Annotated in this window: 19 protein-coding genes; 17 read left to right on the top strand and 2 right to left on the bottom strand. The window is 67.5% G+C overall.

All coding sequences use genetic code 11. The annotated features are described in order from the left end of the window. Positions 1–56 precede the first annotated feature (56 nt). Both AC1DS0_RS28190 and AC1DS0_RS28185 read left to right on the top strand, forming a co-directional pair. Complete coding sequence (locus AC1DS0_RS28190) at positions 57–716, top strand: GntR family transcriptional regulator (protein WP_476817526.1); 660 nt, start codon at positions 57–59, stop codon at positions 714–716. Then, complete coding sequence (locus AC1DS0_RS28185; protein WP_476817525.1) at positions 716–1,198, top strand: OsmC family protein; 483 nt, start codon at positions 716–718, stop codon at positions 1,196–1,198. The genes AC1DS0_RS28190 and AC1DS0_RS28185 overlap by 1 nt, the downstream gene beginning before the upstream one ends. Positions 1,199–1,210: 12 nt before the next feature. Here AC1DS0_RS28185 and AC1DS0_RS28180 read toward each other — a convergent pair whose 3' ends face one another. Further along, complete coding sequence (locus AC1DS0_RS28180; RefSeq protein WP_476817524.1) at positions 1,211–2,428, bottom strand: glycosyltransferase; 1,218 nt, start codon at positions 2,426–2,428, stop codon at positions 1,211–1,213. Continuing rightward, positions 2,377–2,862, bottom strand: coding sequence for a MarR family transcriptional regulator (locus AC1DS0_RS28175; RefSeq protein ID WP_476817604.1), 486 nt, complete (start codon positions 2,860–2,862; stop codon positions 2,377–2,379). Before AC1DS0_RS28175 ends, AC1DS0_RS28180 begins: the two co-directional genes overlap by 52 nt. A gap of 458 nt (positions 2,863–3,320) precedes the next feature. On the opposite strand from AC1DS0_RS28175, the gene AC1DS0_RS28170 reads away from it, so the two are divergent. From AC1DS0_RS28170 to AC1DS0_RS28100, 15 genes are all read left to right on the top strand, one after another. Next, on the top strand, positions 3,321–5,060 hold the full coding sequence (locus AC1DS0_RS28170; protein ID WP_476817523.1) for a type I secretion system permease/ATPase: 1,740 nt from the start codon (positions 3,321–3,323) through the stop codon (positions 5,058–5,060). Then, positions 5,057–6,412 (top strand): HlyD family type I secretion periplasmic adaptor subunit, encoded by a 1,356-nt coding sequence (locus AC1DS0_RS28165; RefSeq protein ID WP_476817522.1) that lies wholly within the window; start codon positions 5,057–5,059, stop codon positions 6,410–6,412. The genes AC1DS0_RS28170 and AC1DS0_RS28165 overlap by 4 nt, the downstream gene beginning before the upstream one ends. 313 nt (positions 6,413–6,725) lie before the next feature. Next, a complete protein-coding gene (locus AC1DS0_RS28160) occupies positions 6,726–7,520 on the top strand; it encodes a calcium-binding protein (RefSeq protein ID WP_476817521.1) in 795 nt (264 codons plus the stop codon). A gap of 69 nt (positions 7,521–7,589) precedes the next feature. After that, the gene (locus tag AC1DS0_RS28155; protein ID WP_476817520.1) at positions 7,590–9,893 is read left to right on the top strand and encodes a glycosyltransferase; all 2,304 of its coding nucleotides are present in this window, start codon (positions 7,590–7,592) and stop codon (positions 9,891–9,893) included. Next, complete coding sequence (locus AC1DS0_RS28150; protein ID WP_476817519.1) at positions 9,890–10,723, top strand: class I SAM-dependent methyltransferase; 834 nt, start codon at positions 9,890–9,892, stop codon at positions 10,721–10,723. The genes AC1DS0_RS28155 and AC1DS0_RS28150 overlap by 4 nt, the downstream gene beginning before the upstream one ends. Beyond that, a complete protein-coding gene (locus tag AC1DS0_RS28145) occupies positions 10,720–11,973 on the top strand; it encodes a glycosyltransferase family 4 protein (protein ID WP_476817518.1) in 1,254 nt (417 codons plus the stop codon). Before AC1DS0_RS28150 ends, AC1DS0_RS28145 begins: the two co-directional genes overlap by 4 nt. After that, positions 11,970–12,737, top strand: coding sequence for a hypothetical protein (locus AC1DS0_RS28140; protein ID WP_476817517.1), 768 nt, complete (start codon positions 11,970–11,972; stop codon positions 12,735–12,737). Before AC1DS0_RS28145 ends, AC1DS0_RS28140 begins: the two co-directional genes overlap by 4 nt. Before the next feature lie 4 nt (positions 12,738–12,741). Beyond that, complete coding sequence (locus tag AC1DS0_RS28135; protein ID WP_476817516.1) at positions 12,742–14,922, top strand: glycosyltransferase family 2 protein; 2,181 nt, start codon at positions 12,742–12,744, stop codon at positions 14,920–14,922. Next, entirely contained in the window at positions 14,919–16,229 is a 1,311-nt protein-coding gene (locus tag AC1DS0_RS28130) for a glycosyltransferase family 4 protein (RefSeq protein WP_476817515.1), read from the top strand. The genes AC1DS0_RS28135 and AC1DS0_RS28130 overlap by 4 nt, the downstream gene beginning before the upstream one ends. A gap of 32 nt (positions 16,230–16,261) precedes the next feature. Continuing rightward, on the top strand, positions 16,262–17,467 hold the full coding sequence (locus AC1DS0_RS28125; RefSeq protein ID WP_476817514.1) for a polysaccharide pyruvyl transferase family protein: 1,206 nt from the start codon (positions 16,262–16,264) through the stop codon (positions 17,465–17,467). Then, positions 17,464–18,666: a hypothetical protein gene (locus AC1DS0_RS28120; RefSeq protein ID WP_476817513.1), complete on the top strand. Its 1,203-nt coding sequence runs from the start codon at positions 17,464–17,466 to the stop codon at positions 18,664–18,666. The genes AC1DS0_RS28125 and AC1DS0_RS28120 overlap by 4 nt, the downstream gene beginning before the upstream one ends. Next, a complete protein-coding gene (locus AC1DS0_RS28115) occupies positions 18,663–20,123 on the top strand; it encodes a polysaccharide pyruvyl transferase family protein (RefSeq protein ID WP_476817512.1) in 1,461 nt (486 codons plus the stop codon). The genes AC1DS0_RS28120 and AC1DS0_RS28115 overlap by 4 nt, the downstream gene beginning before the upstream one ends. A 147-nt stretch (positions 20,124–20,270) precedes the next feature. Continuing rightward, complete coding sequence (locus AC1DS0_RS28110) at positions 20,271–21,305, top strand: GSCFA domain-containing protein (protein WP_476817511.1); 1,035 nt, start codon at positions 20,271–20,273, stop codon at positions 21,303–21,305. A 126-nt stretch (positions 21,306–21,431) separates the two neighbouring features. Continuing rightward, complete coding sequence (locus AC1DS0_RS28105; protein WP_476817510.1) at positions 21,432–21,713, top strand: hypothetical protein; 282 nt, start codon at positions 21,432–21,434, stop codon at positions 21,711–21,713. 71 nt (positions 21,714–21,784) lie between these two features. Then, positions 21,785–23,944, top strand: coding sequence for a protein-disulfide reductase DsbD family protein (locus AC1DS0_RS28100; protein WP_476817509.1), 2,160 nt, complete (start codon positions 21,785–21,787; stop codon positions 23,942–23,944). Positions 23,945–23,965: the final 21 nt, after the last annotated feature.

The following is a 23,965-nucleotide window of genomic DNA, read 5'->3' as shown; positions in this document are numbered from 1 at the left end:
CAACAGCGCCGAAACGGAGCGCTTGCGGTCAAGCAAATTTTGAATACAATTATCCTATGACAATCCCCCAACTCGCCGCTGCCACGACTGCATCCGCCTTGGCCCAGCGCCTGCGTGAGGCGATCGATGCCGGCCGGTGGCAGCCGGGCGAATTGTTGCGCCAGGAGCAGATCGCCGCCGAATACGGCGTCAGCCGCATCCCGGTGCGCGAGGCTCTGGCGCAGTTGCAGAGCGAAGGCCTGCTCGAGATCGCGCATTATCGCGGCGCCCGCGTGAGCCGGCCGCAAGCGCAGGAGATCGACGAACTGTTCGATCTCAGGCTGCTGGTCGAGAGCGACCTCCTGGCGCGGGCGCTCGGCCGGCACGACCAGCGCTCGCTGCGTGAACTAACGCGGCTGCAGGACAGGCTGGAGGACGCCGACAATCGGCTCGGCTGGATTTCCGGCGACATCGCCTTCCACGACGCGCTCTATGCGCCAGCCGAGCGCCCGCGCAGCCTTGCCCTGTTCCGGCAGCTGCGGGCGCCGATCGACCGCTTCAGCGCACAGGCGCTCGGCCCCGGGGCGCGCAAGCAGGGCTGGGCCGACGAGCATCGCCGGCTGATCGCCGCGGTCGCGGCGGGCGATGCGGCCGCGGCCCAAAAAATCCTCGAGCAGCATCTGCAGGCGACGCGGGCGGTCGTGCTCGCAGCTTGCTCCGGGCAAGGAGAGAGTTGATGGCGACGCATGGCGCGACGATCACCTGGCAGCGCGGCGATGAGGTCTTTCTCGATAACCGCTACAGCCGCGCTCATCTCTGGCGCTTCGACGGCGGACTTGAGGTGCCGGCCTCGAGCTCACCGCATGTGGTGCGCGTGCCCTTCTCCAACCCGGCCAATATCGATCCGGAGGAGGCTTACATCGCGGCGCTGTCGAGCTGCCACATGCTCTGGTTCCTCAACCTGGCGGCCATGCGCGGCTACCGGGTGGACAGCTATGCCGATGCCGCCGAAGGCAAGATGCTGAAGAATGCCGACGGCAAGGAGTGGGTCGCAACGGTGACGTTGAAGCCGCATATCGTCTTCAGTGGACAGAAGGTGCCGGACGAAGCCGCCGTCGAGGCGCTGCATCACGACGCCCATGCCAACTGCTTCCTGGCCAATTCGGTGCGCTCGGCGCTGGAGACGCAGGGCAGCTGGGCCTATGAGGGGGCAGCCTGAGGGCTCGCGCGCTCACTGCGCCGCGAGCAGATCGTCCTCGGCGACCAGCCGGCCGATGAAGCCGAGCTGGCGATTGACGCAAGCCTCGCGCTCATAGCGCGCAATCACCGTCTGGCGCGCCGCAGCGCGCAGCGGTGCGAGCTCCGCTTGTCTGTCGAGCGCAGCGATGACTGTCTTCGCCAATCGTGCCTCGTCGAAGAAAGGCGCGAGCAGGCCGTTGGCGCCGTGACGGATCACCTCCTGCACCGGCGGCGTCGCCGAGCCGATGATCAGCGCGCCGCAGGCCATCGCTTCCAGCATCGACCAGGACAGGACGAAGGGCACGCTCAGATAGAGATGGGCGGCCGAGACCTGGAACAGCCTGACGAGGTCGGCATGAACAAGCCAGGGGATATGGACGATGCGGTCGCCGAGGCCGGTCTCCTCCAGCATCACCTCGCGCCAGAGCCGCCCGTCCGGACGCGGCCGGCCATAGCCCGGCCCGTCGCCGCCGACCGCGACGAAAAGCACCTCGGGCCGCTCCTGCGCGATCCTGGCCGCCGCCCGCATGAATTGCGGATAGCCACGATAGGGATCGAGATCGCGGGCGGCGAAGGTGACGACGGGATCGCCGGGGCGGAGCACGCGCCCATCGGGCAGCGTGAGCGCCGCCTGCCCGTCAGGCCGACAAAAATGGATGTCGATGCCGTCATGGCAGACGGCGATGCGCTGCTGCAGAGCGCGCGGATATTGCAGCTGCTGCCAGCGCGTCGGCGCATAGGCGAAGTCGAGCGCCTGCAGCGTCACCAACTGAGCAGCGTTGCGCATGCGGATGCGCCGCCGCTCGGCTTCCGGCACGGGAATGCCTGAGTCGAAGTCGAGGTCGGAGCCGGCCGCGTTGTAGAAATACTCGCAATAGCCGATCAGCGGCACGCCCGGCATCGCGTCCTTGGCGAAGAGCATGCCGCCCCAGCCGACATGGCCGAGGATCGCATCCGGCCGGTCGTGCCGGTGCAATCTGCTCAACTCGGCGGCAACCGCCTCGCCAGTGCGCACATGATAGTCGGTAGCGGCCAGCGTCGCATGCGCGGTCGCCGGCTCGCCCACGGAATAGGCGATCTGCCTCACGCCTGGGCGATCCGGTTCCGGCTTCTCCGTCACCAGCGTGACCTCGCCGCCCTCGGCGACGAGGCGCTGGATCAGGTGAGCGAACTGACCAGATCCTGAACGATGAACGAATAGGACGTGCATGAAGCCAGCAGAATCCCGCCATAGCGCAAAGCGTCGCCCCACCATTGCTCGAGGCGGCGCAGCGTGTCGTGGGTGGCCTGGAGATCGGCGACGAGATCGCCGTCAAGTCCCTGGCTGAATTGGCTGGTCTCGTCGAGGAGCTTCAGGCGTTCGACCAGAAGCTGGCCCTTCGGCGAGAGCGAGATGCGGGCGAGGCGGCGGTCGCGCGGCGAGGCCCCTCGGTCCAGATAGCCGCTCTCGACCAGCTGCTTGAGGTTGTAGGAGGCGTTCGAGCCGACATAGTGGCCGCGGTCGAGCAGGTCGCGCACCGCGATCTCACCGGAGCCGATGGTGAACAGCACCATCACCTGCGAGGGCGAGATGTCGTCGACGCCGAGCTTGGTCAGCTCGAGCCTGAGGTAGTCGAGGAAGCGCCGGCTGACCCGCTCGACCATGCGGGCAAGGTCGAGCTGCGACACCGGCGCCCGCGCCGGCGCTGATTCGGCTTCGAGGCGGCGGATGCCGTCGGGGGGATCTCCGTTGAAACCATTGCCTAGGAATCGAGCGCCGTCATGGGGTTTTAGATGCATTCCCTACTCCGCCTGATCTCGAAATGAGCAGTCAGCCCTCCGAGCCCCTTCGGCTGACGAATAGCCTATACGCAAAGCACATGCCACCCCGAACCGAATGAGATTAAGATTTTATCGAATTGAACATAGTCATGAACTGTTTCAAAATTTGAAATTTAGCACGCTTCTGCCATATTCTCGGTAATTGCCGTTGTTTCACAAGGCTTCATCTGTCATATTATAGACACGACTTATGTGGCACGCTTTTATAACGTTCAGAACCTGCCGTACCGGCATAGGCGTCGACAGCGCCATCTGATGGCCAGCCCCATTCGGAGACCTGCATGAAGGTTGCGAACCAGCCTGCCGACATCCTGATTCGTGGGCTGCAGCGCGGCTTTGCCGGGGGGCTGGCCTATGCCGCCTTCCTCAGCTTCTGCGTCAACATCCTGCTGCTGACCGTGCCGATGTTCATGCTGCAGGTTCAGGACCGCGTCATCGTCAGCCGCAGCTATGACACGCTGACCATGCTGCTGGTGATCGCGGCCGGGGCGCTGGCGCTCTACGGTACGATCGAGTTCATCCGCTCGCTGACCTTCCAGGCGATGGCGAGCATCCTCGCCCGCCGGCTCAATCTGCCGGCGCTGCAGGCCGCCGTCTCGACCTCGCTGGAGAAGGGCTCCGGCCAGGCGACGCAGGCGATCCGCGATCTCAACGAACTCCGCTATTTCATCGCGAGCTCGGCGATCGCGACGCCGCTGGAGGCGATGTGGTCGCCGATCTTCCTGGCCGTACTCTTCGCCTTCCACTGGATCTACGGCCTCGTCGGCCTCGCCTCGCTGCTGATCCTGCTGCTGCTCGGCGTCGTCTCGGACATGCTGACACGGCGGGCGCTGAAGGAGGCGAACGAAGAAGGCGTCGCTTCGATCAACGAGATCAGCGCCACCTTGCGCCATGCCGAGACGATCGAGGCGATGGGCATGCTGCCGGCCTTGTCGAGCCGCTGGCGGGCCAAGCAGATCGCCATGCTCGAGCATCTCGACCTCGGCACGCGCCGCGGCAAGTTCATCGCCGCCATCACCCGCGCCAGCCGCATGACCATGCAGCTCGCGATCTATGCGACAGGCGCCGTTCTGATCATCCGGCACGAGGTCTCGGCCGGCACGCTGATGGCGGCGAGCATCCTGCTCGGCCGTTTGCTGGCACCGTTCGATTCGATGATCACCGACTGGCGGCAATGGGTACTCGCCGCCGCGGCCTGGAAGCGCGTGCGCGACCTCCTGCAGTCGCAGAGCTCGCAGCGCCAGAGCGTGCCGACCCCGGCGACGCAGGGCGACCTCGTCATCGACCGGCTGGTCTACGCCCCCAGAGGCGGCGAGCAGACGGTGATCAAGGGCGTCTCCTTCACGCTCGAGCCGGGCGAGGTGCTCGGGCTGGTCGGGCCATCGGGAGCCGGCAAATCGACACTGGCGCGCCTGATCGTCGGCGTGCTCAAGCCGAATGTCGGCGGCGTCTATCTCGACGGCCACAACACCTATCTGTGGGAGCGCGGCTCCTTCGGCGACATGGTCGGCTATCTCCCGCAATCGGTCTCGCTGCTCGACGGCACTATCGCCGAGAACATCGCCCGCATGCGCAAGCCCGATCCGCATGCCATCCTGGAGGCGGCGCGCATCGCCGGCGTGCACGAGCTGATCGGCCGCCTGCCGCTCGGCTACGACACCAATGTCGCCGACAGCGATTTCAAATTGTCCGGCGGCCAGCGCCAGCGCATCGGCCTGGCGCGGGCGCTCTACGGCATGCCGCGCCTCGTCGTGCTCGACGAGCCCAACGCCAATCTCGACACCGAGGGCGAGCAGAGCCTGATCCGGGCGATCAACGCCGCCCGCGAGAGCGGCGCGATCGTGATCCTGATCGCGCACCGCCCCTCGGTGATGCAGATCGTCGACAAGATCCTGGTGCTGCGTGAGGGCCGCGTCGCCCAGTTCGGCCCGCGTTCGGCGATCTCCGGCATGATCACGCCTGGCGGCGTGGTCGAGCTCGAACCGGCGAAACCGGTCCCCGCCCGCGAGGTGAGCGCATGAGCGAGCTTCCGATGCTGCGCCGGCCAGACCGCGCGCTCGTGCCGATGAAGATCGAGGCGGAACCCGAGGAGCGCATGCCCTCGCTGCGCAACCTCGTCCTGGCCGGCGTCGCCGCGGTGGCGCTCGGCTTCGGCGGCTTCGGCGCCTGGGCGGTGACGGCGCGGCTCGACAATGCCGCTGTCGCGCAGGCGACCGTGATCGTCGACAGCCGGCGCAAGACCGTCAGCCATCTCGAAGGCGGCATCCTCAAGACCCTGCTCAAGGCCGAAGGCGAGCGCGTCTCGCAGAATGAGCCGCTGCTCAGGCTGGAGGACGCCCGCGCCCGCGCCGAACTGCAGCAGCTCGAAGGCAAGCGCGTCGGCCTCGACGCCAGGCTCGCCCGCCTTCGCGCCGAGCAGAGCGATGCGACGCAGATCGACTTCCCGGATGACATCGAGAATGCGCGGACGCCGATCGCACGCGAGGTGGTCAATGCCGAGCGCGCGCTGTTCCGCGCCCGTGCCCAGGTCTATGACGGCAAGACCCGCATCCAGCAGCGCGTGATCGAGCAGCACCAGGCCGAATCCGAGGCGTTGCAGGCGCAGATCGACGCCGTGCGCAACCAGCGCACGCTGATCGACGACGAGGTGAAGACGATCGCCGAGCTCTATGAGAAGCGCTACGCCAAGCGCTCCCAGCTCGTCGAGCTGCAGACCCGCCAGAGCGAGCTCACCGGCCGCGCCGGCGAGATGAAGGCGCGCAAGGCCAAGGCCGAGCAGGCCGTCGCCGGCGCCGAGCTCGAGATCAAGGCGATCAGCCTCGATCGCCAGAGCGAGATCGCCAAGGACCTGCAGGACAGCCAGCTCCAGCTCTCGGAGGTGGTCGAGCGTATTGTCCAGGCGCAGGACGTGCTGCGCCGGCTGGTGGTGACCGCGCCGCAGGAAGGCATCGTCGCCAATATCCGCATGCGCACGGCCGGCAGCGTCGTCACCGCGGGCGAGGCCATCCTCGACATCGTGCCCGAGCAGGAGCCGCTGGTCGTCGAGGCCAAGGTCGATCCGCGCGACATCGATTCGGTCCGGGTCGGCGCCGACACGCAGGTCAGGCTCACCGCCTTCAACGCCCGGATCATGCCCCCGCTTCTGGCGAAGGTCAGCTATGTCGCAGCCGACCAGCTGATCGACGACAAGACCGGCAATGCCTTCTTCATCGTCCGCGCCGAGATCACGCCGCAGAGCCTGAAGGAGAACAAGGTGACGCTGCATGCCGGCATGGCGGCGGAGGTGCTGATCGTCAACGGCCGGCGTTTTGCGGCGGATTACCTGCTCTCGCCCATCCGGGACAGCTTCAACCGCGCCTTCAGGGAGGATTGAGCCCGGCCGATCCGGCCGCCGGGATCGGGCCGCATCGCCGGTCGATTCCAACTCGAAACAATATACTTCGAAATCCGTATCAAGTTCTCAGTATAATTCCCGCGTTAACAATATATAAAATGATATAAACTTTGCTGCATCGCAAAATGGTCATAATATATTGCTTGATGCAGTACTCTTCTTGGCTACTCTCATGAGTGTCGCACGATGGTGAACCTTTGGATCGCCGTCGAAATCGCACCGTGACCCAGAACGAGCGGCGGACGTTCTCCGCATATCTGGTGGTGCTCTCTGATCACCGAGGAGGTGACGAATGGCCACGATCGAAGGCAGTGCATTCGATGATTTCTTGATTGGGACACGCTTCAGTGACGTGATCCTTGCCGGCGCCGGGGACGACATCGTCCATGGCGGCAACCAGGTGGACTCTCTCTTCGGCGAAGAGGGCGACGACCTGCTTTACGGCGACGGAGGCAACGACTTCCTGTCCGGCGGCGAGGGCAATGATGCGCTCTTCGGCGGCCAGGGTGACGACGTGCTCACCGGCGGCGAAGGCAATGACAGCCTGTTCGGCGGCGAGGGCGAGGACGTTCTCGACGGCGGCGCCGGCGATGACATCCTGCGCGGCAATGCCGGCGACGACGTGCTGCGTGGCGGCGACGGCGACGACCTGCTCCAGGGCGGGCCGGGCGACGACATCCTGCTCGGCGGCGCTGGCAATGACGTCCTGCAGGGCGGTCCTGGCAGCGACGTGCTGGAAGGCGGCGCCGGCAACGACGTCCTTCAGGGCGGCGCGGGCGACGATCTGCTCTTCGCCGGCGCGGGTGACGACATCCTCTCCGGCGGCGCCGGCGACGACATCTTCATCTTCAATGGCGGCGGCGGCAACGACGTCGTGCTCGACTTCGATGCCGGCCACGACCTGCTGCAGATCTCCAGCGGCATCAACGGCACCGACATCGGCTCGGCCGAGGACGTGGCGGCGCGTGCCACCACCGTCGGCGGCAACGCCGTCGTCGATCTCGGCAATGGCGACACCGTGACCATTGTCGGCGTCACCGCCGAAGACATCCAGGCCGACCCGAACTCCTACTTCTCGGTCGCCTGACGAAAGCTGGCGCCGACTGGACCTCGGTCCGGCCGGCGCCACCCCCTGCCCTTTCGGAACAGGTTCCTCATGCTCTCTCTTGCGCCCGCGCCCGCCACGGACGGCCTGAGCCCGCAGCTGCATCTCTCCAGGCTGAGCGGCTCGGTCTTTCTGCTGAGTTGGACCATCGAGGCCCCCGTGCTGTCGCGGCCGCGCATCGCGCTCGCTGCAGGGGAGAAGCGCCTCGCCTCGGGCTCGGTCGTCCTGCCGCTGGGCGATGGACGCCTGCGCGTCGTCGTCGTCTTCCGCCATGGCGGGCCCGGAGAGGTCGTCGCGGCTCTGTCCGACGATCATCCGGGCGGCGACACCACTGCGCGTTTCGATCCCGATCTCGTCCATGGCATGGCCGATGCGGAGGATCTCGTCCGCGACGCGACGCCCGATGCGCGCCGCATGCTCGCCAACGCGCTGGTCGGCCATTGGCCGACGCTGTTCGGGCTCAGCCAAGCTGCCGGCTATCTCGGCTTCCTGCGCCAGTTCCTGCTGATCCTCGCCCGCAAGCCGTCGGCGGCGTCCCCGGTCGCCCGGCTCACCGAAGGCAAGCTCCTGCTGGAAACGACGGTTCCCGGCCGGCTCTCCGGCGTCCGCACCGCCTATAGGCTCGATTCCGGCGGCCTCTCCCGCCTGTCCAGCCGGCCGCGGCTCGGCCGCGCCGATCGCGCCGGCAACCGGCCGCTGCACCTGATCATCGACGAGTTCCCGCCACAGGCCGGCGGGCTGCTGATCTTGCAGGCCGAATCCGGCCTGATCGTCAGGACAGTCGCTGCCCGCCAGGACATCCCTTCGCTCGGACGCTGGTGGGCCGGCAAGGCCAGCCAGCGCGACGGGTTGCGCAGCTGGCTGGTCGAGCAACTCTCCGGCCTGTCCGAGCAGGGCCGCCTGCTGGCGATCGAGATGCAAAGGCGCCTGCCACTCGCCGCTCAGACCGTGCGCCGCAATGACGACCTGCCCTCGGCGGAGCTCGATCTCGCCGTCACTACCCCGGCCGGCCTGCTGCTCGGCGGCTGGTATCGCGATGCCGAGGGGCTGCTCGAGGAGATGCTGCTGCATCGCTCCGAGGGCGAGCCGACGCCGGTGCTTGAGCGGCTGGAGAACTTTCCCGCGCTGCTGCCCGCCGGCACCAATGGCGACGTCAAGCGCGCCACCGGCTTTGCAGCCCTGATCCCCGGCTATGCCGGTGGCGCACCGGTGCTGCAGCCGCGGGTCGAGCTCAAGCTGAAATCCGGCACCATTCTGTCGCTGCGCCCCAATGCGCAGCCGGTGGATACCATCGCCATCCGCGCCCGGGCGCTGGCCGCGATCCCGCCACAGCATTTGACCGCGCAGATGCTGGAGCGGACGATCGCGCCGGTGTTGGCCGACTGCCAGGCGGCCTTGCGCCAGAGCCTGCCGGAGCCACGGATCAAGAGCTTCGGCAAGGGCCCCGCACATCCCGCAGTCTCGGTGGTGATCCCGCTCTACCGCGTCTACGATTTCCTGCGCATCCAGGTCTCGGCTTTCGCCGCCGATCGCTGGTTCGCCGAGAAGGCCGAGCTGATCTACGTACTCGATTCGCCCGAGCATGAGGGCGAGGTCGCCCATCTCCTCGGCGGGCTCTTCCTCGCCTATGGGCTGCCGATGCAGCTCGTGGTGATGGGCCGCAATAGCGGCTTTTCGGCCGCCTGCAATGCCGGTGCGGCCGCCTCGCGCGGACAGGCTCTGGCGCTCGTCAATTCCGATGTCATCCCCGACAGCGAAGGCTGGCTGCCGGCGCTGTTGCAGCGGCTCGATCCACACCGGCGCACCGGCGCGGTCGGCCCCAAGTTGCTCTATGACGACGGCTCGCTGCAGCATGCCGGGCTCTACTTCAAGCGCGACAGTAAAGGCACCTGGCTCAACCATCATTACTTCAAGGGCATGCCGAGCGGCTATGCGCCGGCCAATGTCGAACGGCCGGTGCCCGGCGTCACCGGCGCCTGCATCGTCATGCCGCGGGCGCTGTTCATGGAGATCGGCGGCTTCGACGACGCTTACGTGATCGGCGATTACGAGGACAGCGATCTCTGCCTCAAGATCGCGCGGGCCGGGCTCGGCATCGTCTATGTGCCGAGCGTGTCGCTCTACCATCTCGAGCGCCAGTCGATCTCGAAGAGCCTCGACTACACCCGCGGCGTCGCCTCGCAGCACAATTCCTGGCTCCAGACCAAGCGCTGGGATGGTGAGATCGAGGCGCTGATGGCGACTGTCGACAAACCCGCACCGCAGCAACCCGCGCCGCCGCAGGCGCCGTCCTTGAGCCTCGATCCGGAATTCCTCCTCTCCCGCGCCAATCTCAGAAGGGCGACAGCGGCATGACGGCGACCCTCGCCCTGCGACAGACCACTTCGGAAGCAGCGCCCGCGATCTTGCCGGCGACGCCCGAGCTTGCCTGGCTGATGGCCCATGTCCAGACGAACCGTTTCCTGCCGCATCCGCCGCCGGATTCGATCTTCGTCGGCGACGGCGACTATCGCGCCATCGGCGCCGAGTTCCTCGGCCATTTCGTCCGGATCGGCCGGCTGCAGCCGCATGAGCGCGTCTTCGACATCGGCTGCGGCATCGGCCGCATGGCGGTGCCGCTGACGCAATATCTCGACCCCGAGCGCGGCAGCTATGACGGCGTCGATCCGGTCATGGACGGCATCCTCTGGTGCGCCCAGACGATCTCTCCGGCCTATCCGCGCTTCCGTTTCCAGCGCCTCGACATCGCCCACCCGCTCTACAACCCGCAGGGCTCGCTGCCGGGCAACGAGGTGCGCTTCGGCTTCGCCAACCAGAGCTTCGACTTCATCACCATGACCTCGGTGGCGACGCACCTGCCGCCGGACGAGCTGGTGGTCTACCTCAACGAAGCCGCGCGCCTGCTCGCCCCGGGCGGGCGGCTCTTCCTCACCGCCTTCGCACTCGACGGCCAGAGCACCGGCCAGGAGCGCCTGAAGTTCCGGCGCTGGGGTGAGGGTCCCGGCTGGTATGCGATCGAGGAGGCGCCGCTGGCGGCCGCCGGCATCGACGCAGGCTTCCTGCTCGAACACGCGACGCAGGCCGGTCTCGCCGTCGAGCGGCTCGATCCCGGCCATTGGCGCGGCCACAGCGCGGCCCACTACCAGGACCTGCTGGTCGCGGTCAAACCGGGGGTCCAGCGATGAGCCGGCGTATCCTCGTCGTCGCCCATAACCACCCGGACCTGCATCCGGGCGGCACCGAGATCTTCGCGCATGACCTGGCGAGCGCCTATCGCGGCGAGGGCTGCGAGGTGCTCTTCCTCGGCGCGACCAATGCGATCCACCGCCAGCCGCATCCCGGCACCGCCTTCCAGGCGACCGGCGCGGATGGCGACCTGCTGTTGTGGAGCGGGCATTTCGACCGCTTCCATCTCAGCCAGATCGACCATTACGGCACCTTGCAGGATCTCGGCTCGCTGCTGACCGAGTTCCGGCCGGACGTGATCCACATCCATCATCTCGTGCTGATCGGCGCCGAGTTCCTGGCGCTGGCGCGGCGCCTGCTGCCGCAGGCGTCGATCGTGATGACGCTGCACGACTATTATTCGATCTGCCATCATGACGGGCTGATGGTGCGCACCAGCGACAAGCAGCGCTGCACCGGAGCTTCGCCGGCAAAATGCCATGGCTGTTTCCCGGAGATCGGCCCCGACCGCTTCCTGCTGCGCGAGCGCTTCCTGAAGACGCATCTGTCCGCCGTCGACCGTTTCGTTTCGCCGAGCCATTTCCTGCGCCAGCGCTATATCGACTGGGGCCTGCCGGGCGAGAGGATCGAGGTCGTCGCCAATGCCCGGCCGGCGCAGATGCCGGTGCCGCACCGGCACACCCATGGCGCCCGCAACCGCTTCGGTTATTTCGGCAACCTCAACCCATGGAAGGGCGTGCTGCCGCTGCTTCAGGCGGCCAAGCTTCTGCGCGAGCAAAGCGCGGACGGGTTCGAGCTGCGCATCCATGGCGGAGCGCCGTTCCAGAGCGAAGCCTTCACCACCGCGCTCGACAGGGCGCTGGCGGAAGCCGGCGCCGAAGTCATCCATTGTGGCCCCTATCGCCGCGACGAGATGTCGGCGCTGATGGCCGAGGTCGACTGGGTGGTGATGCCCTCGATCTGGTACGAGAACGCCCCCCTCGTCATCCAGGAAGCCTTCCAGCACCTGCGGCCGGTGATCGCCAGCAATATCGGCGGCATGGCCGAGATGGTGCGCGACGGCGTCGACGGGCTGCACGCCCGTCCCGGCGATCCGCGCCAGCTGGCGCAGGTCATGGCTCGCGCCGCGAGCGAGGACGGGCTCTGGCGCCGCCTCATCGGCGGCATCGATCCCCAACCCGGGATGGACGACTGCGCGCAGGCGCACCTTGCCCTGTTCGATCAACTCAAACTGGCGGAGGCGGCATGACCAGCATGACGACGATGCACAGTCCGGACGGTACCGTGAGCGACGCGAGCGAAACCCCGGCAAAGCTCAACGGGCGCGTCGATGCGCTTGACGGCAACCGGCTGCATGGCTGGATCTGGGACGAGGCGCGCCCGGAAGAACGGCTGACCGTGCGCCTGATGCGGGGCGGCCTCAAGGTGCAGGAGGCGGTGGCCGATCAGGGCCGCATCGACCTGCGCCGCAACGGCATCGGCGATGGCCGGCACGCCTTCGCCATGGAACTCGACGACCGGACCGCAGCGGCGCGCGAGGCGCTGACGATCGTCGGCATCTCGCCGAGCACCGGTGCCGAGCTCGAGCTGCGTTTGCCGCCGGCGGCGGAGCTGGCGGCGGAAGCGGCGATCGCCGTGCCGCTCGCCCGTTTCTTCGACCGGGTCGAGGCATTGATCGCGCTGCAGCGGCGCTCGCAGCTGACCCAGAAGGAACTGCTCGACAAGGTCGGCGAGCTCGGCGTGCAGCTGGCGCAGCATCGCCAGCGCGAGGTCGAGGTGAGGCAATCCGAGGAGGTCGAGGGCAATGGCGCGCTTGCGTCCCGTCTCGGCGAGATCGACGTCTTCCAGATGCGCTTCGACCAGACGCTGCGCGCCTTCGACGATCGGCTGGTCGCGATCCGCAAGGAGGCGAAGGCGCCGCTCCGGCAGGTCACCGTCGTGCTCGGCTTCCTCTCGGGCCTGTCGGCGCTGCTCTCTTTCGTCACGCTCACCGTCATGCTGATGGGCAGGTGAGGCGATGAACGAGGTCATCATCCCCGAACGGACCATGATCAGCCCGGCGCCGACCGTCGCCTGGACGCCGCTCGGCGAGAACGCGATCCTGGTGATGAGCGCCTGCGATGCGCTGCCCGGCAAGGTGCCGGTCGCGGTCGACGGCAATCCGCGCAACCGGGTCGAGACGATGGCGCTGACCTGGCGCCGGCCGCAGGCCGACGCCGCGCACGCGACCGGCTTCCTTTGCCTCGCGCCCGCCCCAGCGCCTGATCGTGCCGGCTCCGGAGCGATCCTGCTCGGCCGGCCAGGCCGCCCCTTGCGTCTGATCCTGGCGCCGAAGCCGATGCCGTTGCAGGCCTTCCTCGCGGCGCTCGCCGATGAGGCCGGCCAGGCCTTCCCGACTGTCGTCGACGGGCTGCTTGAGGTGCTGCTCGCTGGCAAGTCGAATCCGCGCCGTCTGCGCGCCGTCGGCATGCTGCTGCAATCCGTCGCCAAGCCGGGCGGCTTCGTCGAGGTGATGGGTCCGCTCGACGACGGCGTCTTCGTGCAGGGCTGGACCGCGAACTTCGCGGCCGGGCGGACCAAGCTGCTGGTCGCCCATGGCGGGCTCTCGCCGGCCGTGCTGGAAGCCGGAACCTTCGAGCGCGACGACCTCGGCGAGGGCGCGCGTGGCTTCTTCGGCCTGCTGGAAGAGTGCGCCATCCGCCATCCCAGCGAGATCGAGCGGCTGTTCTTCCGTGCCAATGACGGCTGGCGGGCGCTCGAAGTCTATGAGCGCCATGTCGTGCTCGAGCAGATCACCGTGCCGGGCCATCTGCGCGACGGGCTGCAGCGCGGCGTCGCCCCGCCGGCGACGGTCGAGAAGCTGAAGCAGGCCTCGCAGCGCTTCGACGGACGCGACACCATCTCCTTCCTGGAGCAGCCGGTGCGCGCCGGCATCGACGACGCCACCATCGTCGAGGGCAGCGGCGTCCTGATCATCGGCTGGCTGTTCGATCCCGAGCGCCTGGCCGGCAATGTCACCCTGCGCAGCGGCACGCAGTCCTGCGCCATCGACGCGATCTGGACGCGGGCCATCAGGCCGGACGTCACAGCCGCCTTCGCCGAGGATCCACGCTTCGGCCCGGCGATGGCGAGCCGGCGCAACAGCCACGGCTTCATCGTCTTCGCGCCAAAGCTGCTGCCGGAGCCGGGCCAGCCGCTCTATCTCGAATTCGAGGTCGAGGGTCACGGGCCGGCCTTCCTGCCGCTGGCGCCCGGACGCAATCCGGCGCGGCGGGCGCTGGAGCGGGTCTTCGGCCTGCTCGATCCGCGCTCCTCGACCGCGACCGCCGTGGTCGAGAAACAGATCGCACCAGCACTGCAGGCCGCCGAGATCGCGCCGCCCAAGGCGATCGAGACGCATGATATCGGCCGCTTCAACGCCGATGCGGCACTCGGCCTGGTGATCGGGCTCGACCAGCGCCAGCGCGAGCTCTCCAGTCTGTTCGCCCTGCTCGCGATCGATCCCGAGATCAGGCCGCTGCCGATCGTCGTCGCCGCCCCCGGCGAGAGCTTCGACCGGCTCGGCGCCGAGGCGCGCCGGCTGGCGAAGTTCTACGGGCTCCAGGTCCGGCTCGTGCTGGTCGAGGGCGTCGAGGACAGCTGCGATGCGCTGGAGGCGGGCGTGCGGGCGTGCCGCTTCCAGACGGTGGCGCTACTCTCCGGCGCGGCGCAGATCCGGATGCCCGGCTGGCTCGGCCGGCTGGAGCGCGCCTATCGCGGCCGCGGCGGCCAATGCGTCGCGAGCCCGACCCTATTGTTCGAGGACAATTCGATCCGCTGGGCCGGCGCCTGGCTCGAAGGCGAAGGCACGAACCGGCGCGTCTACAACCGCTTCGTCGGATATCCCCTCGACGCGATCGGCAGCCTCGGGCCGATGGAGGTCGCAGCCGGCGCAACCGAATGCTGCGTGATGTCGCGCAACGCCTTCCTCGAGGCAGACGGCTTCTCGCGCAGCTACTTCACGCCCAGTGAAAAGGGCCTCGATCTCTGCCTGAAGCTCAGGATGAACGGCGTGCCGTCGCTCTGGGTGCCCGAGGTCGAGATCTATGTCGTCGAGGACGCTGAGACACGCCCGCATGTCGGCGCGCTGATCAATCTCGCCGACCGTACCAGTTTCGACCGGCGCTGGGCGCTGGCCATTTCCAACATGAGAGGATGAGCATGCGTATCCTCGTCGTCTCGCACGGCCACCCTTCCTTCTCGCTCGGCGGCGCCGAAATCGCCTCCTACAACCTGCACAAGGGCTTCCAGGCCAAGGCCGAGCTCGACACGCACTATCTCGCCCGAGTCGGCGCGCCGACACCGCGCCATGCCGGCACGGCCCTGATGAGCCTGCGCCAGCGCGGCGGCGAACTGCTCTACTACGCCGAAGAGTACGACCACTTCCTGCTGTCGAACCGCGCCACCGACGAGATCGAGCGCGACTTCGTCCGCGTGCTGCGCGACCTCAAGCCCGACGTGGTGCATTTCCACCATTTCATCGGGCTCGGGCTCGAATGCATCTTCGCGGTGCGCGACACGCTGCCGGATGCGCTGATCGTGGTAACCTTCCACGAGTACCTCTCGATCTGCCACCATCACGGGCAGATGGTGAAGACCGGCGCCTTCAAGCTCTGCTATCGGTCCTCGCCGAGCGACTGCAACGCCTGCTTCCCGGACATCTCGCCGGCACGCTTCCTGGCGCGCGAGACCTTCATCAAGGGCATCCTCAATCTCGCCGACCATTTCGTCTCGCCGAGCCGCTTCCTCGCCGAGCGCTACCAGCAATGGGGCCTCGCCGCCGATCGCTTCTCGGTGATCGAGAACGGCATCGACGTCGCCGAGGTCGCGCCGCCGCGGCCATTGCCGGACACAGAGAGCCGGCGCTCGCGCTTTGCCTATTTCGGCCAGCTCACGCCCTATAAGGGCGCCGACGTGCTGCTCGACGCCGTCACCCGCATCCCGGATTCGGTCTGGGGCGAGGACAGCGTGCTCATGGTCTATGGCGGCAATCTCGACAGGCAGCCGGAGGCCTACAAGAAGAAGTTCGCCGATCTGGTCGAGGCGGCCGGGCGGCGCGTGCGCTTCTGCGGCGCCTTCCAAAATCATGAGATGCCGAACCTGATGCGCTCGGTCGACTGGGTGGTGATGCCCTCGGTCTGGTGGGAGAACTCGCCGATCGTGATTCAGGAGGCCTTCTTCCACGGCCGCCCGATCCTCTCCAGCAATCTCGGCGGCATGGCCGAGAAGATCACCGACGAGGTCGACGGGCTGCATTTCCGCTCCGGCAGCCCGGAGGACCTCGTCGACTGCATGACCCGGGCGCTGAGCGAGCCCGGGCTATGGGAGCGCCTGCGCGCAGGCATCAAGAAGCCGCTCAGCCATGTCGACTGCGCCGAGCAGCATCTGGCGCTCTACCAGCGCCTGATCGCCGAGCGGGGTGTGCCGGCTCCGGCCAACCGTGCCGCCGCGCCGATGATCGCGTGAGCCGGACGGACACAAGAAGGGAGAACGCAACCATGGCCCGCATCCTCGTGATCAGCCCTTCGGGCGAAGTCTACGACCACGACAATGTCCGCTGGTATCGGCACGCCGACCTGCAGAGCCACATCAACCACTATCACAATATCGGCGACGCCTTCGTCTTCGATTCCTCGCTGAAGCTGCTCAACTTCGAGAAGCTCGAGGAATTGCCGATCACCAGCATCGATCCCCAGCAGATCGACCGGTTCAACGCCGAGTTCGACTATGTCTTCCTGCGCGGCTCGAACTATGTCCACGCCGGAATGAATTGGAGCCGCACCGCCGAGGTGCTGCGCCGGCTGAAGCTGCCCGTGCTCGCCTTCGGCATCGGCGCTCAGGCCCCGGTCAGCGGTAAGCTCGAGCTCAGCGAGGACAGCAAGACCGTTCTCAAGCTGATCTCGGATTCGACCACCTCGGTCGGTGTGCGCGGCACATACTCGGCCGAGGTGATGCACGAGCTCGGCATCAAGAATGCCCGGATCATCGGCTGCCCGACCGCCTTCCGCAACAATCGGCCCGACCTTTCCATCCGCCTGCCGGCGCTCGACTCGGTGAAGCAGGTAGGGGTCACGCTGCGCCGCGAGGTCTCCAAGCACTACGCCAAGGACATCAAGCGCTACCTGACCTTCCACCGCGACCTGGTGAAGGCGATGGCGGACCGCTTCGAGGTCACGCTGATGTCGCAGGGCGAGGTCGAGGAGAAGAAGCTCGCGCTCGGCACGCCCGAGCAGAAGCAGGAGGGCATGGCCGCCCTGCGCGAAAACGGCTGGGCGATGGCCTGGTATCTCGATGAGCAGATGGAAGCGCTCTATCGCGATCGGATGTTCTATTCGGATGTGGTCGCCGGCTACGAAGGGCTCGTCCGCAAGCTCGATCTCGTGCTCGGTTACCGGCTGCACGGCAACCTGATGGCGCTCGCCAACGGCACGCCCTCGATCTACTTCACCTATGATAGCCGCACGGTCGAGTTCGCCGAGACCTTCCAGATCCCGAGCGTCGACGTCTTCGGCGACAAGCCGTTCAAGCTGGAAGAGTACTGGGACCAGGCGCTCTTCGACCGCTTCAACGCGGCCTATGCCCGGACCTATGGTGCGATGAGCGCCTTCCTCAGCGAGAACAAGGTCGACCACAAGATGGCGAGGTCGGCTGCCGCTGCCCCGTCCGCACCACCGGCTGCCGAGCCGGAAAGGAAGGTGGCATGAGGAGCCTTCGCAGCGCCTTCGCCTGGCTGCCAGCGGTATTGCTGGCAGTCGCGGCTCCCGTTGCCGGCTTTGCTCAACAGGCGCCGGCCCCGAAGGGGCCCGGCTACCGGCTGGAGATCGCTCCCGACGCGAGGGAGGAGACTGTCGTCTCCTGGGCGCGCGAGCGCTGCGAGGAATGGGACCTGCCGGATGCACCCTTGCGCGCCTTCCGCGACAACAAGGGCGAGGTCGTCGCCTTCGCCAGCCATTACCGCAGCCGGCCGCTGGTCGGCGGCAATCTCGGCGCGATCCGCAAGAGCTGCGCGGTCTCCTTCGAGGCGAAGAGCAGCGCCGACCCCAGCCAGTTCAGCGACAAGAGCTGGATCGCGGCGACCTGGACCGGCGATGGCCGCAATGTCGAGGCGCTCGTCCACGCCGAATACCATGCCGACAAGCATCCCGGCGCCTGCCGCTTCAAGGATGCGATGAGCTGCTGGTACAATGTCGTCACCGCCGCCCATTCCAGCGATGGCGGCCTGAGCTTCAAGACCGACGAGCCGCGCCCGCTGGTGGCCGCTCCCGGCTTCCCCCAGGAGGTCGGCCAGGGCCGCCACCGCGGCTTCTTCAACCCCTCGAACATCGTCCAGAAGGACGGCGCCTGGTACGCGCTGATCATGACGACCGGGGGCGAGGGCCAGAAAAACGGCGTCTGCCTGTTCCGCTCGACCAACATCAAGGACCCGACCTCCTGGCGCGCCTTCGATGGGCAGGACTTCACCATCCGCGCCGTCGATCCCTATCGCGACGATCTCAGCCAGGCGCGGCCGTGCCAGACGCTCAAGCCGCTGCCGACCACCGTAGGATCCCTGACCCGGCACGAGCCGAGCGGGAAATGGCTCGCGCTCCTGCATCTCGGCCCCGACCCGAGCCAGAACATCGCCGGCGGGCGGGTCGCCTATAGCTGGTCCGACGACCTGATCCGCTGGTCGCCGCTGCAGACGCTGATGGTGCAGCCGACGATGTGGAGCAAGAACTGCAGCGACCGGCTGCGCTACGGCTATGGCGCCCTCGCCGACCCCGCCTCGCGCTCGCGCAATTTCGAGACGACCGGCGACGAGGCCTACCTCTTCATGACCAGGATGAAGGTCGCCGACTGCAAGCTCGGTCCTGACCGGGATCTGGTCCGCCTCAAGGTTCAGTTCGTCAAGGAGGGGCCATGAACGCGCCCGTGCTCAATCTCGGCTCCGTCGTCTCGGCCGAGAACGCCATCAAGATCCTGCGCACCACCACCGGCGAGGTCGTCGTCGCGATCGGGCGCCGGCCCGACCGGAGCTGGCCGGCGCTCAAGCTGATGCTCGACGGGCAGGACTACGCCACCATCCATCCCGGCGCGATCGTCACCGGTGACGCCGATGTCGCGGAATTGACGATCCCGCTGCCAAGTATGCCCAACGGACGCCCCCACTCGGTCGCGATCGCCGACGCAGCCACAGGCACGCTCGCCCCGGGCTCGAATCTGCGTCCGATCGCGACCGAGACCAAATTGCGCGCGCTGGTGATCTATCCGGCCGGCGAGGTCCATGAGCACGACAAGGTGCGCTGGTACCGCGCGCCGATGGAGAAGCTGCTCTCCGACTATTTCAACATCGGCGACATGATCGTCTACGATTCGACGCTGAAGCTCCTGCGCTACGCGCATCTGGAGCCGATGAAGATCATGTCGCCGACCGAGGCCGACATCGAGCGCTATGCCAGCGAATTCGATTACGTCTTCGTGCGCGGCTCGAACTTCATCCACGAGAACATGGAATGGTTCCGCGCCGTCGAGGTGCTGGAGCGGGTGAAGCTGCCGGTCTACGCCATCGGCGTCGGCGCCCAGGCGAGCCAGAACCGCAAGATCGAGCTGCCCGAGCCCTCCCGGCGCTTCTGGTCGATCGTCGCCGAACGCTGCGCCTCGATCGGCGTCCGCGGCGCCTTCAGTGCCGAGACCCTGCGCCAGAACGGCATTCGCAATGTCGAGGTCGTCGGCTGCCCCTCGATCTTCCGGACCCGCAATCGTGACCTCAAGATCCGCATCCCCGACCAGCGCGAGATCCGCAAGGTCGCCTTCAGCCTGCGGCGCGAAGCCGACAAGAGCTACACCGCCGACCCCGAGGCCTATCTGCGCAATCAGAAGGCCGCCCTCCTCAAGGTCGACGCCCAGAGCGAGATGGTGATGTCCTCGCATGGCGAGCAGGAGGAGAAGGCGTTCTTCCTGCGCGATGGCGCCGCGAAGGAGAAGGCCGTCGCCGAGTTCGTTCGGACCAAGTGGTGGGACGGCCCGGACGATGCGCCGATGCGGCGCATCTACGAGAAGCAGCTGTTCTCCTTCTTCGACGTCGAGCGCTATGACGAGTTCGCCCGCTCCCTCGATCTCGCCGTCGGCTACCGCGTCCATGGCGTTCTGCCGGCGGTGGCGCAGGGCGTGCCCGGCGTGCTCGTCGCCTATGACACGCGCAGCCAGGAGCTGGCCGAGACGCTGAAGATCCCGGTCGTGCCGGAGGCGGCGCTCGCCGAGGGCGGCTGGCGCGCCGTCTACCAGGAAGCGGCGCTGAACAACCTCGCGAAGAGCTATGCCGCCTCCTACGACCGGATGCGCGGCTTCCTCGATCGCAACGGCATCCCGCACCGCATGTGAACAGACCCGGCGCGGCAAAGATCGCGCCGGTTGTGGAGGAAACGCCCGGAGGTCACCGGGCCATCAGCGAGCGCCCGGCGAGCTTACGAGACTTACCAGAGTCCGCAGCGTCGAGCCGAGAGGTTTGCACGAACCAGGAGACGATCGATGAAGATCGAATACGATGCCGGCACGGCCCTTTCCATCATGCGCGGCAATCCCGTGCGTGGCTGGACCTCGGGCAAGCCCGAGAAGATGGCCAAGGAGCGGCTGACGACGGGCAACTACCTCGCCGTCCAGCACAAGCCGAAATTCAAGATCGACCCGGCCTGGCCGATCTTCACCATGGGCTCCTGCTTCGCGCGCGAGGTCGAGAACATCCTGATGATGCGCGGCCTGCCGCTGCTGCTGCGCGGCCATGGCGTGCCGTCCGAGCATTTCGAGAGCTGGGACGAGGAGACCGGCCGCGGCGGCGGCGCCGATCGCGGCCAGCTCAGCCGCGGCGCGCTCAACAAGTACTCGGTCCGCTCGATGACGCATGAGCTCAAGCGCGTACTGCGTGGCGAGAGCTACCCCAATGACGGGCTGATCGAGCTTGCGCCGGGGCAATGGTTCGATCCGCATGCCAGCGGCCTCAAGCTGCTCGACCGCGAGACCGCCTTCGCCAACCGCAAGCGCCTTACCGAGGCGACGGCGACGATCAAGCAGGCGCGTATCTGCTTCTTCACGCTCGGCCTGACCGAGACCTGGCTCGATGCCGAGACCGGGATCGCGATGAACGCCCATCCCGGGCCGAGCTGGCTGCAGCGCATGCCGGAGCGCTTCCGCTTCGTCGATTACGGCTATGATGCGACGCTGGCCGACATGCTCGACATCATCGGTTTGATCCGCGAGCACTGTAACCCGGAGATGCGCTTCGTCGTCACCGTGTCGCCGGTGCCGTTCGGCGCGACCTTCAAGGATGCCGACGTGATCGTCGCCAACAGCGCCTCGAAATCGCTGCTGCGCGCCGTCGCCGAGGAGCTGTTCCGGCGCTTCGACTATATCGACTACTTCCCGAGCTACGAGATCGTGCTCAACTCGCCGCGGGCGATCGCCTTCGAGGACGATCAGCTCCACATCGCCCGCGAGATGGTCGCGCATGTGATGACGACCTTCCAGGGCGCCTATCTGCCGCCGGTCGAGCAGCCCCAGGCAGCCTGACGAATTAGCCGGTCGCCCTGACCAGCCTACCATGCCAAGATGCGCCGGGCGCCGACGAACGGCCCCCGGCGCAGGCTTGTCCGGTGGCCGTCCGACCGCCCGATCGATCAGCGTCGGGAGGACGAGATGAACGTCGCCAATCTTCAGCTCGAAGGCATGCTGCTGGCCTTCACCGCCGTGCTGCGCTCGCTGGTGACGTCCGGCGCCCTGAGCGAAGCCGAGCTCAAGGCCGCGCTGGCGCAGGCCGAGCAGACCGGACTCGGCGACCGGCAACGCTGCGACCAGCTCAGCCCGAGCCAGCGCGACTCGCTTGCCTTCGCCGCCCGCTTCCTGTCGATCGCGACGCGGGCGGACAGCGGCATGCGTCCCTTCTCGGATGTCGCGCGCGAGGTCGGGCGCACCACCTGACCCTGCGACCTCGCGCCGCCCTCACCCGCTTGTCATTGGCTTTTCGCGGCAGAAGCGGGCATCTGAAAGGCATGATCGCGACGAGCCTCCCGCGCCGGACCGCATTCCGGCTGTTGCAGCGCGCCTCCATGGCGCTGGCCTTGCTCGCGCCTGCGCCACTGCTCGCCGCCGAATCCACGCCCGTGACCTCGGCCCGCATCACCGCCACCTTGCTGTCGAGCCGCGATGCGGTCGCACCGGGCGAGCGCTTCCAGGTCGCCCTGACCCAGAAGCTGGCGCCAGGCTGGCACAGCTACTGGCAGAATCCCGGCGATTCCGGCGAAGCGACGAAGATCGACTGGACGTTGCCGGAGGGCGTGAGCGCCGGCGCGATCCAGTGGCCGACGCCGAAGGCGATCCGGGTCGAGCCTCTCGTCAATTTCGGCTTCGAGGACACTGTCCTGCTGCCGGTCGAGATCTCGATCCCGGCGGGCGCCAAGCCGGGCGAGACGCTGATGCTCTCGGCCAAGGCGACCTGGCTGGTCTGCGAGAAGATCTGCATTCCCGAGGAAGGCGCGTTCACGCTCGATCTGCCGATCGCGGCAACTGGCGCAGTCGATGCCGCCGCACAGGCGCGGATCGACGAGGCGATCGCTGCCCTGCCGAAGCCGGCCGGTTTCACCAGCAAGCTGACGGCGAAGGGCGACGACAAGCTCGCGCTCTCTTTGCCCGGCCTGCCGGCCGGCGCCAGCGATGTCCGCTTCTTCCCGGTCCTGGATACGCTGATCGAGCATGCGGCCGAGCAGCCGCTCGCGAATGGCGCGCTCACCCTCACACGCTCGACCGCCTTCAAGGTCGGCGCGCCGACGACCGATGGCGTCCTCACCTTCGAGGAGGGCGGCGCCAGGCGGGCCCTCACGCTGAGTGCCGAGGTCGCGCCGGCCCTGTTGCAGGCTGCGGCGGCACCGGCGCAGGCACCGGCGAAGGTCGTGCTGCCGCCACCTCCGGCCGAGGACCTGACGCTCCTTCTGGCGCTGGCCTTCGCCTTTGCCGGCGGCTTGATCCTCAACCTGATGCCCTGCGTTTTGCCGGTGCTGTTCATCAAGGCGCTCGGCTTCACGCAGGTGGCGCAGGCGAGCCGCGGCGAGGTCCGCCAGCAGGGCCTGCTCTTCCTCGCCGGCGTGCTCGCGACCTTCTTCATCCTGGCCTCGGCCGTGATCGCGCTCGGCGCCGGCTGGGGCTTCCAGCTGCAATCGCAGCCGCTCGTCATCCTGCTCGCCGTGCTGATGACGCTGATCGGCTTCAACCTGATCGGCGCCTTCGAGATCGGCGGCAAGCTGCAGGGCGTCGGCGACGGGCTCGCCAGCCGCAGCGGCCCGGTCGGCGCCTTCATGACCGGCGCGCTCGCGGTGGTGGTGGCGACGCCCTGCACCGCCCCGTTCATGGGCGCGGCGATGGGCTATGCGCTGACGCAGCCGCCAGCCGCGGCACTCTCGATCTTCATGGCGCTGGCACTAGGCTTCGCCGCACCCGTCGTCGCGCTCTCCTTCGCGCCCGGGCTGCTGCGCCTGCTACCCAAGCCCGGCCGCTGGATGATCGTGCTGAAGCAGGCCTTCGCCTTCCCGATGTTCGCGACCGCGATCTGGCTGATCTGGGTCGCGACCATGCAAGCCGGCGCCGATGGCGCCCTCGCCGCGCTCGTCGCGATCCTGATCGCCGGCTTCGCGCTCTGGCTGGTCGGCATCACCCGCAGCAGCGGCCAGGTCTTGCGTGCCGTCGCGGCCGCGGTGGCCATTCTGCTCGTCGGCGCGACCTCGGCCTTCGTTATCGAGAACGCGACACCCTCGGCTCAGCCGACAGCCCAGGCTGGTACCGATGCCCCCGGAGTATGGTCGCCGGCGCGGGTCGCGGAATTGCAGGCGCAGGGCAAGCCGGTCTTCGTCAACTTCACCGCGGCCTGGTGCATCACCTGCCTCGCCAACGACCGGGTGGCGCTGTCGCGGCAGGAGGTGAAGGACGCCTTCGCCAAGCTCGGCGTCGCCTATCTCAAGGCCGACTGGACCAATCGCGATCCGGTGATCGCCGCGACGCTGACGGAGTACGGCCGCGCCGGCGTGCCGCTCTATCTGTTCTACCCGGGCACGAAGGGCGCGCAGGCCGAGGTGCTGCCGCAATTGCTGACGCCCGAGACGGTGGTGAGCGCCGCTCAACGCGCCGCCGGCCGCGAGGTGAAGACGGCTACCGCACGATAACATCGCCCACGCCGACGCATC

It is taken from the genome of Allobosea sp. P4_H5, from assembly GCF_056400825.1.
The sequence above is the reverse complement of the archived record's forward strand: the minus strand, read 5'-3'. Positions and strand labels throughout refer to the sequence as shown.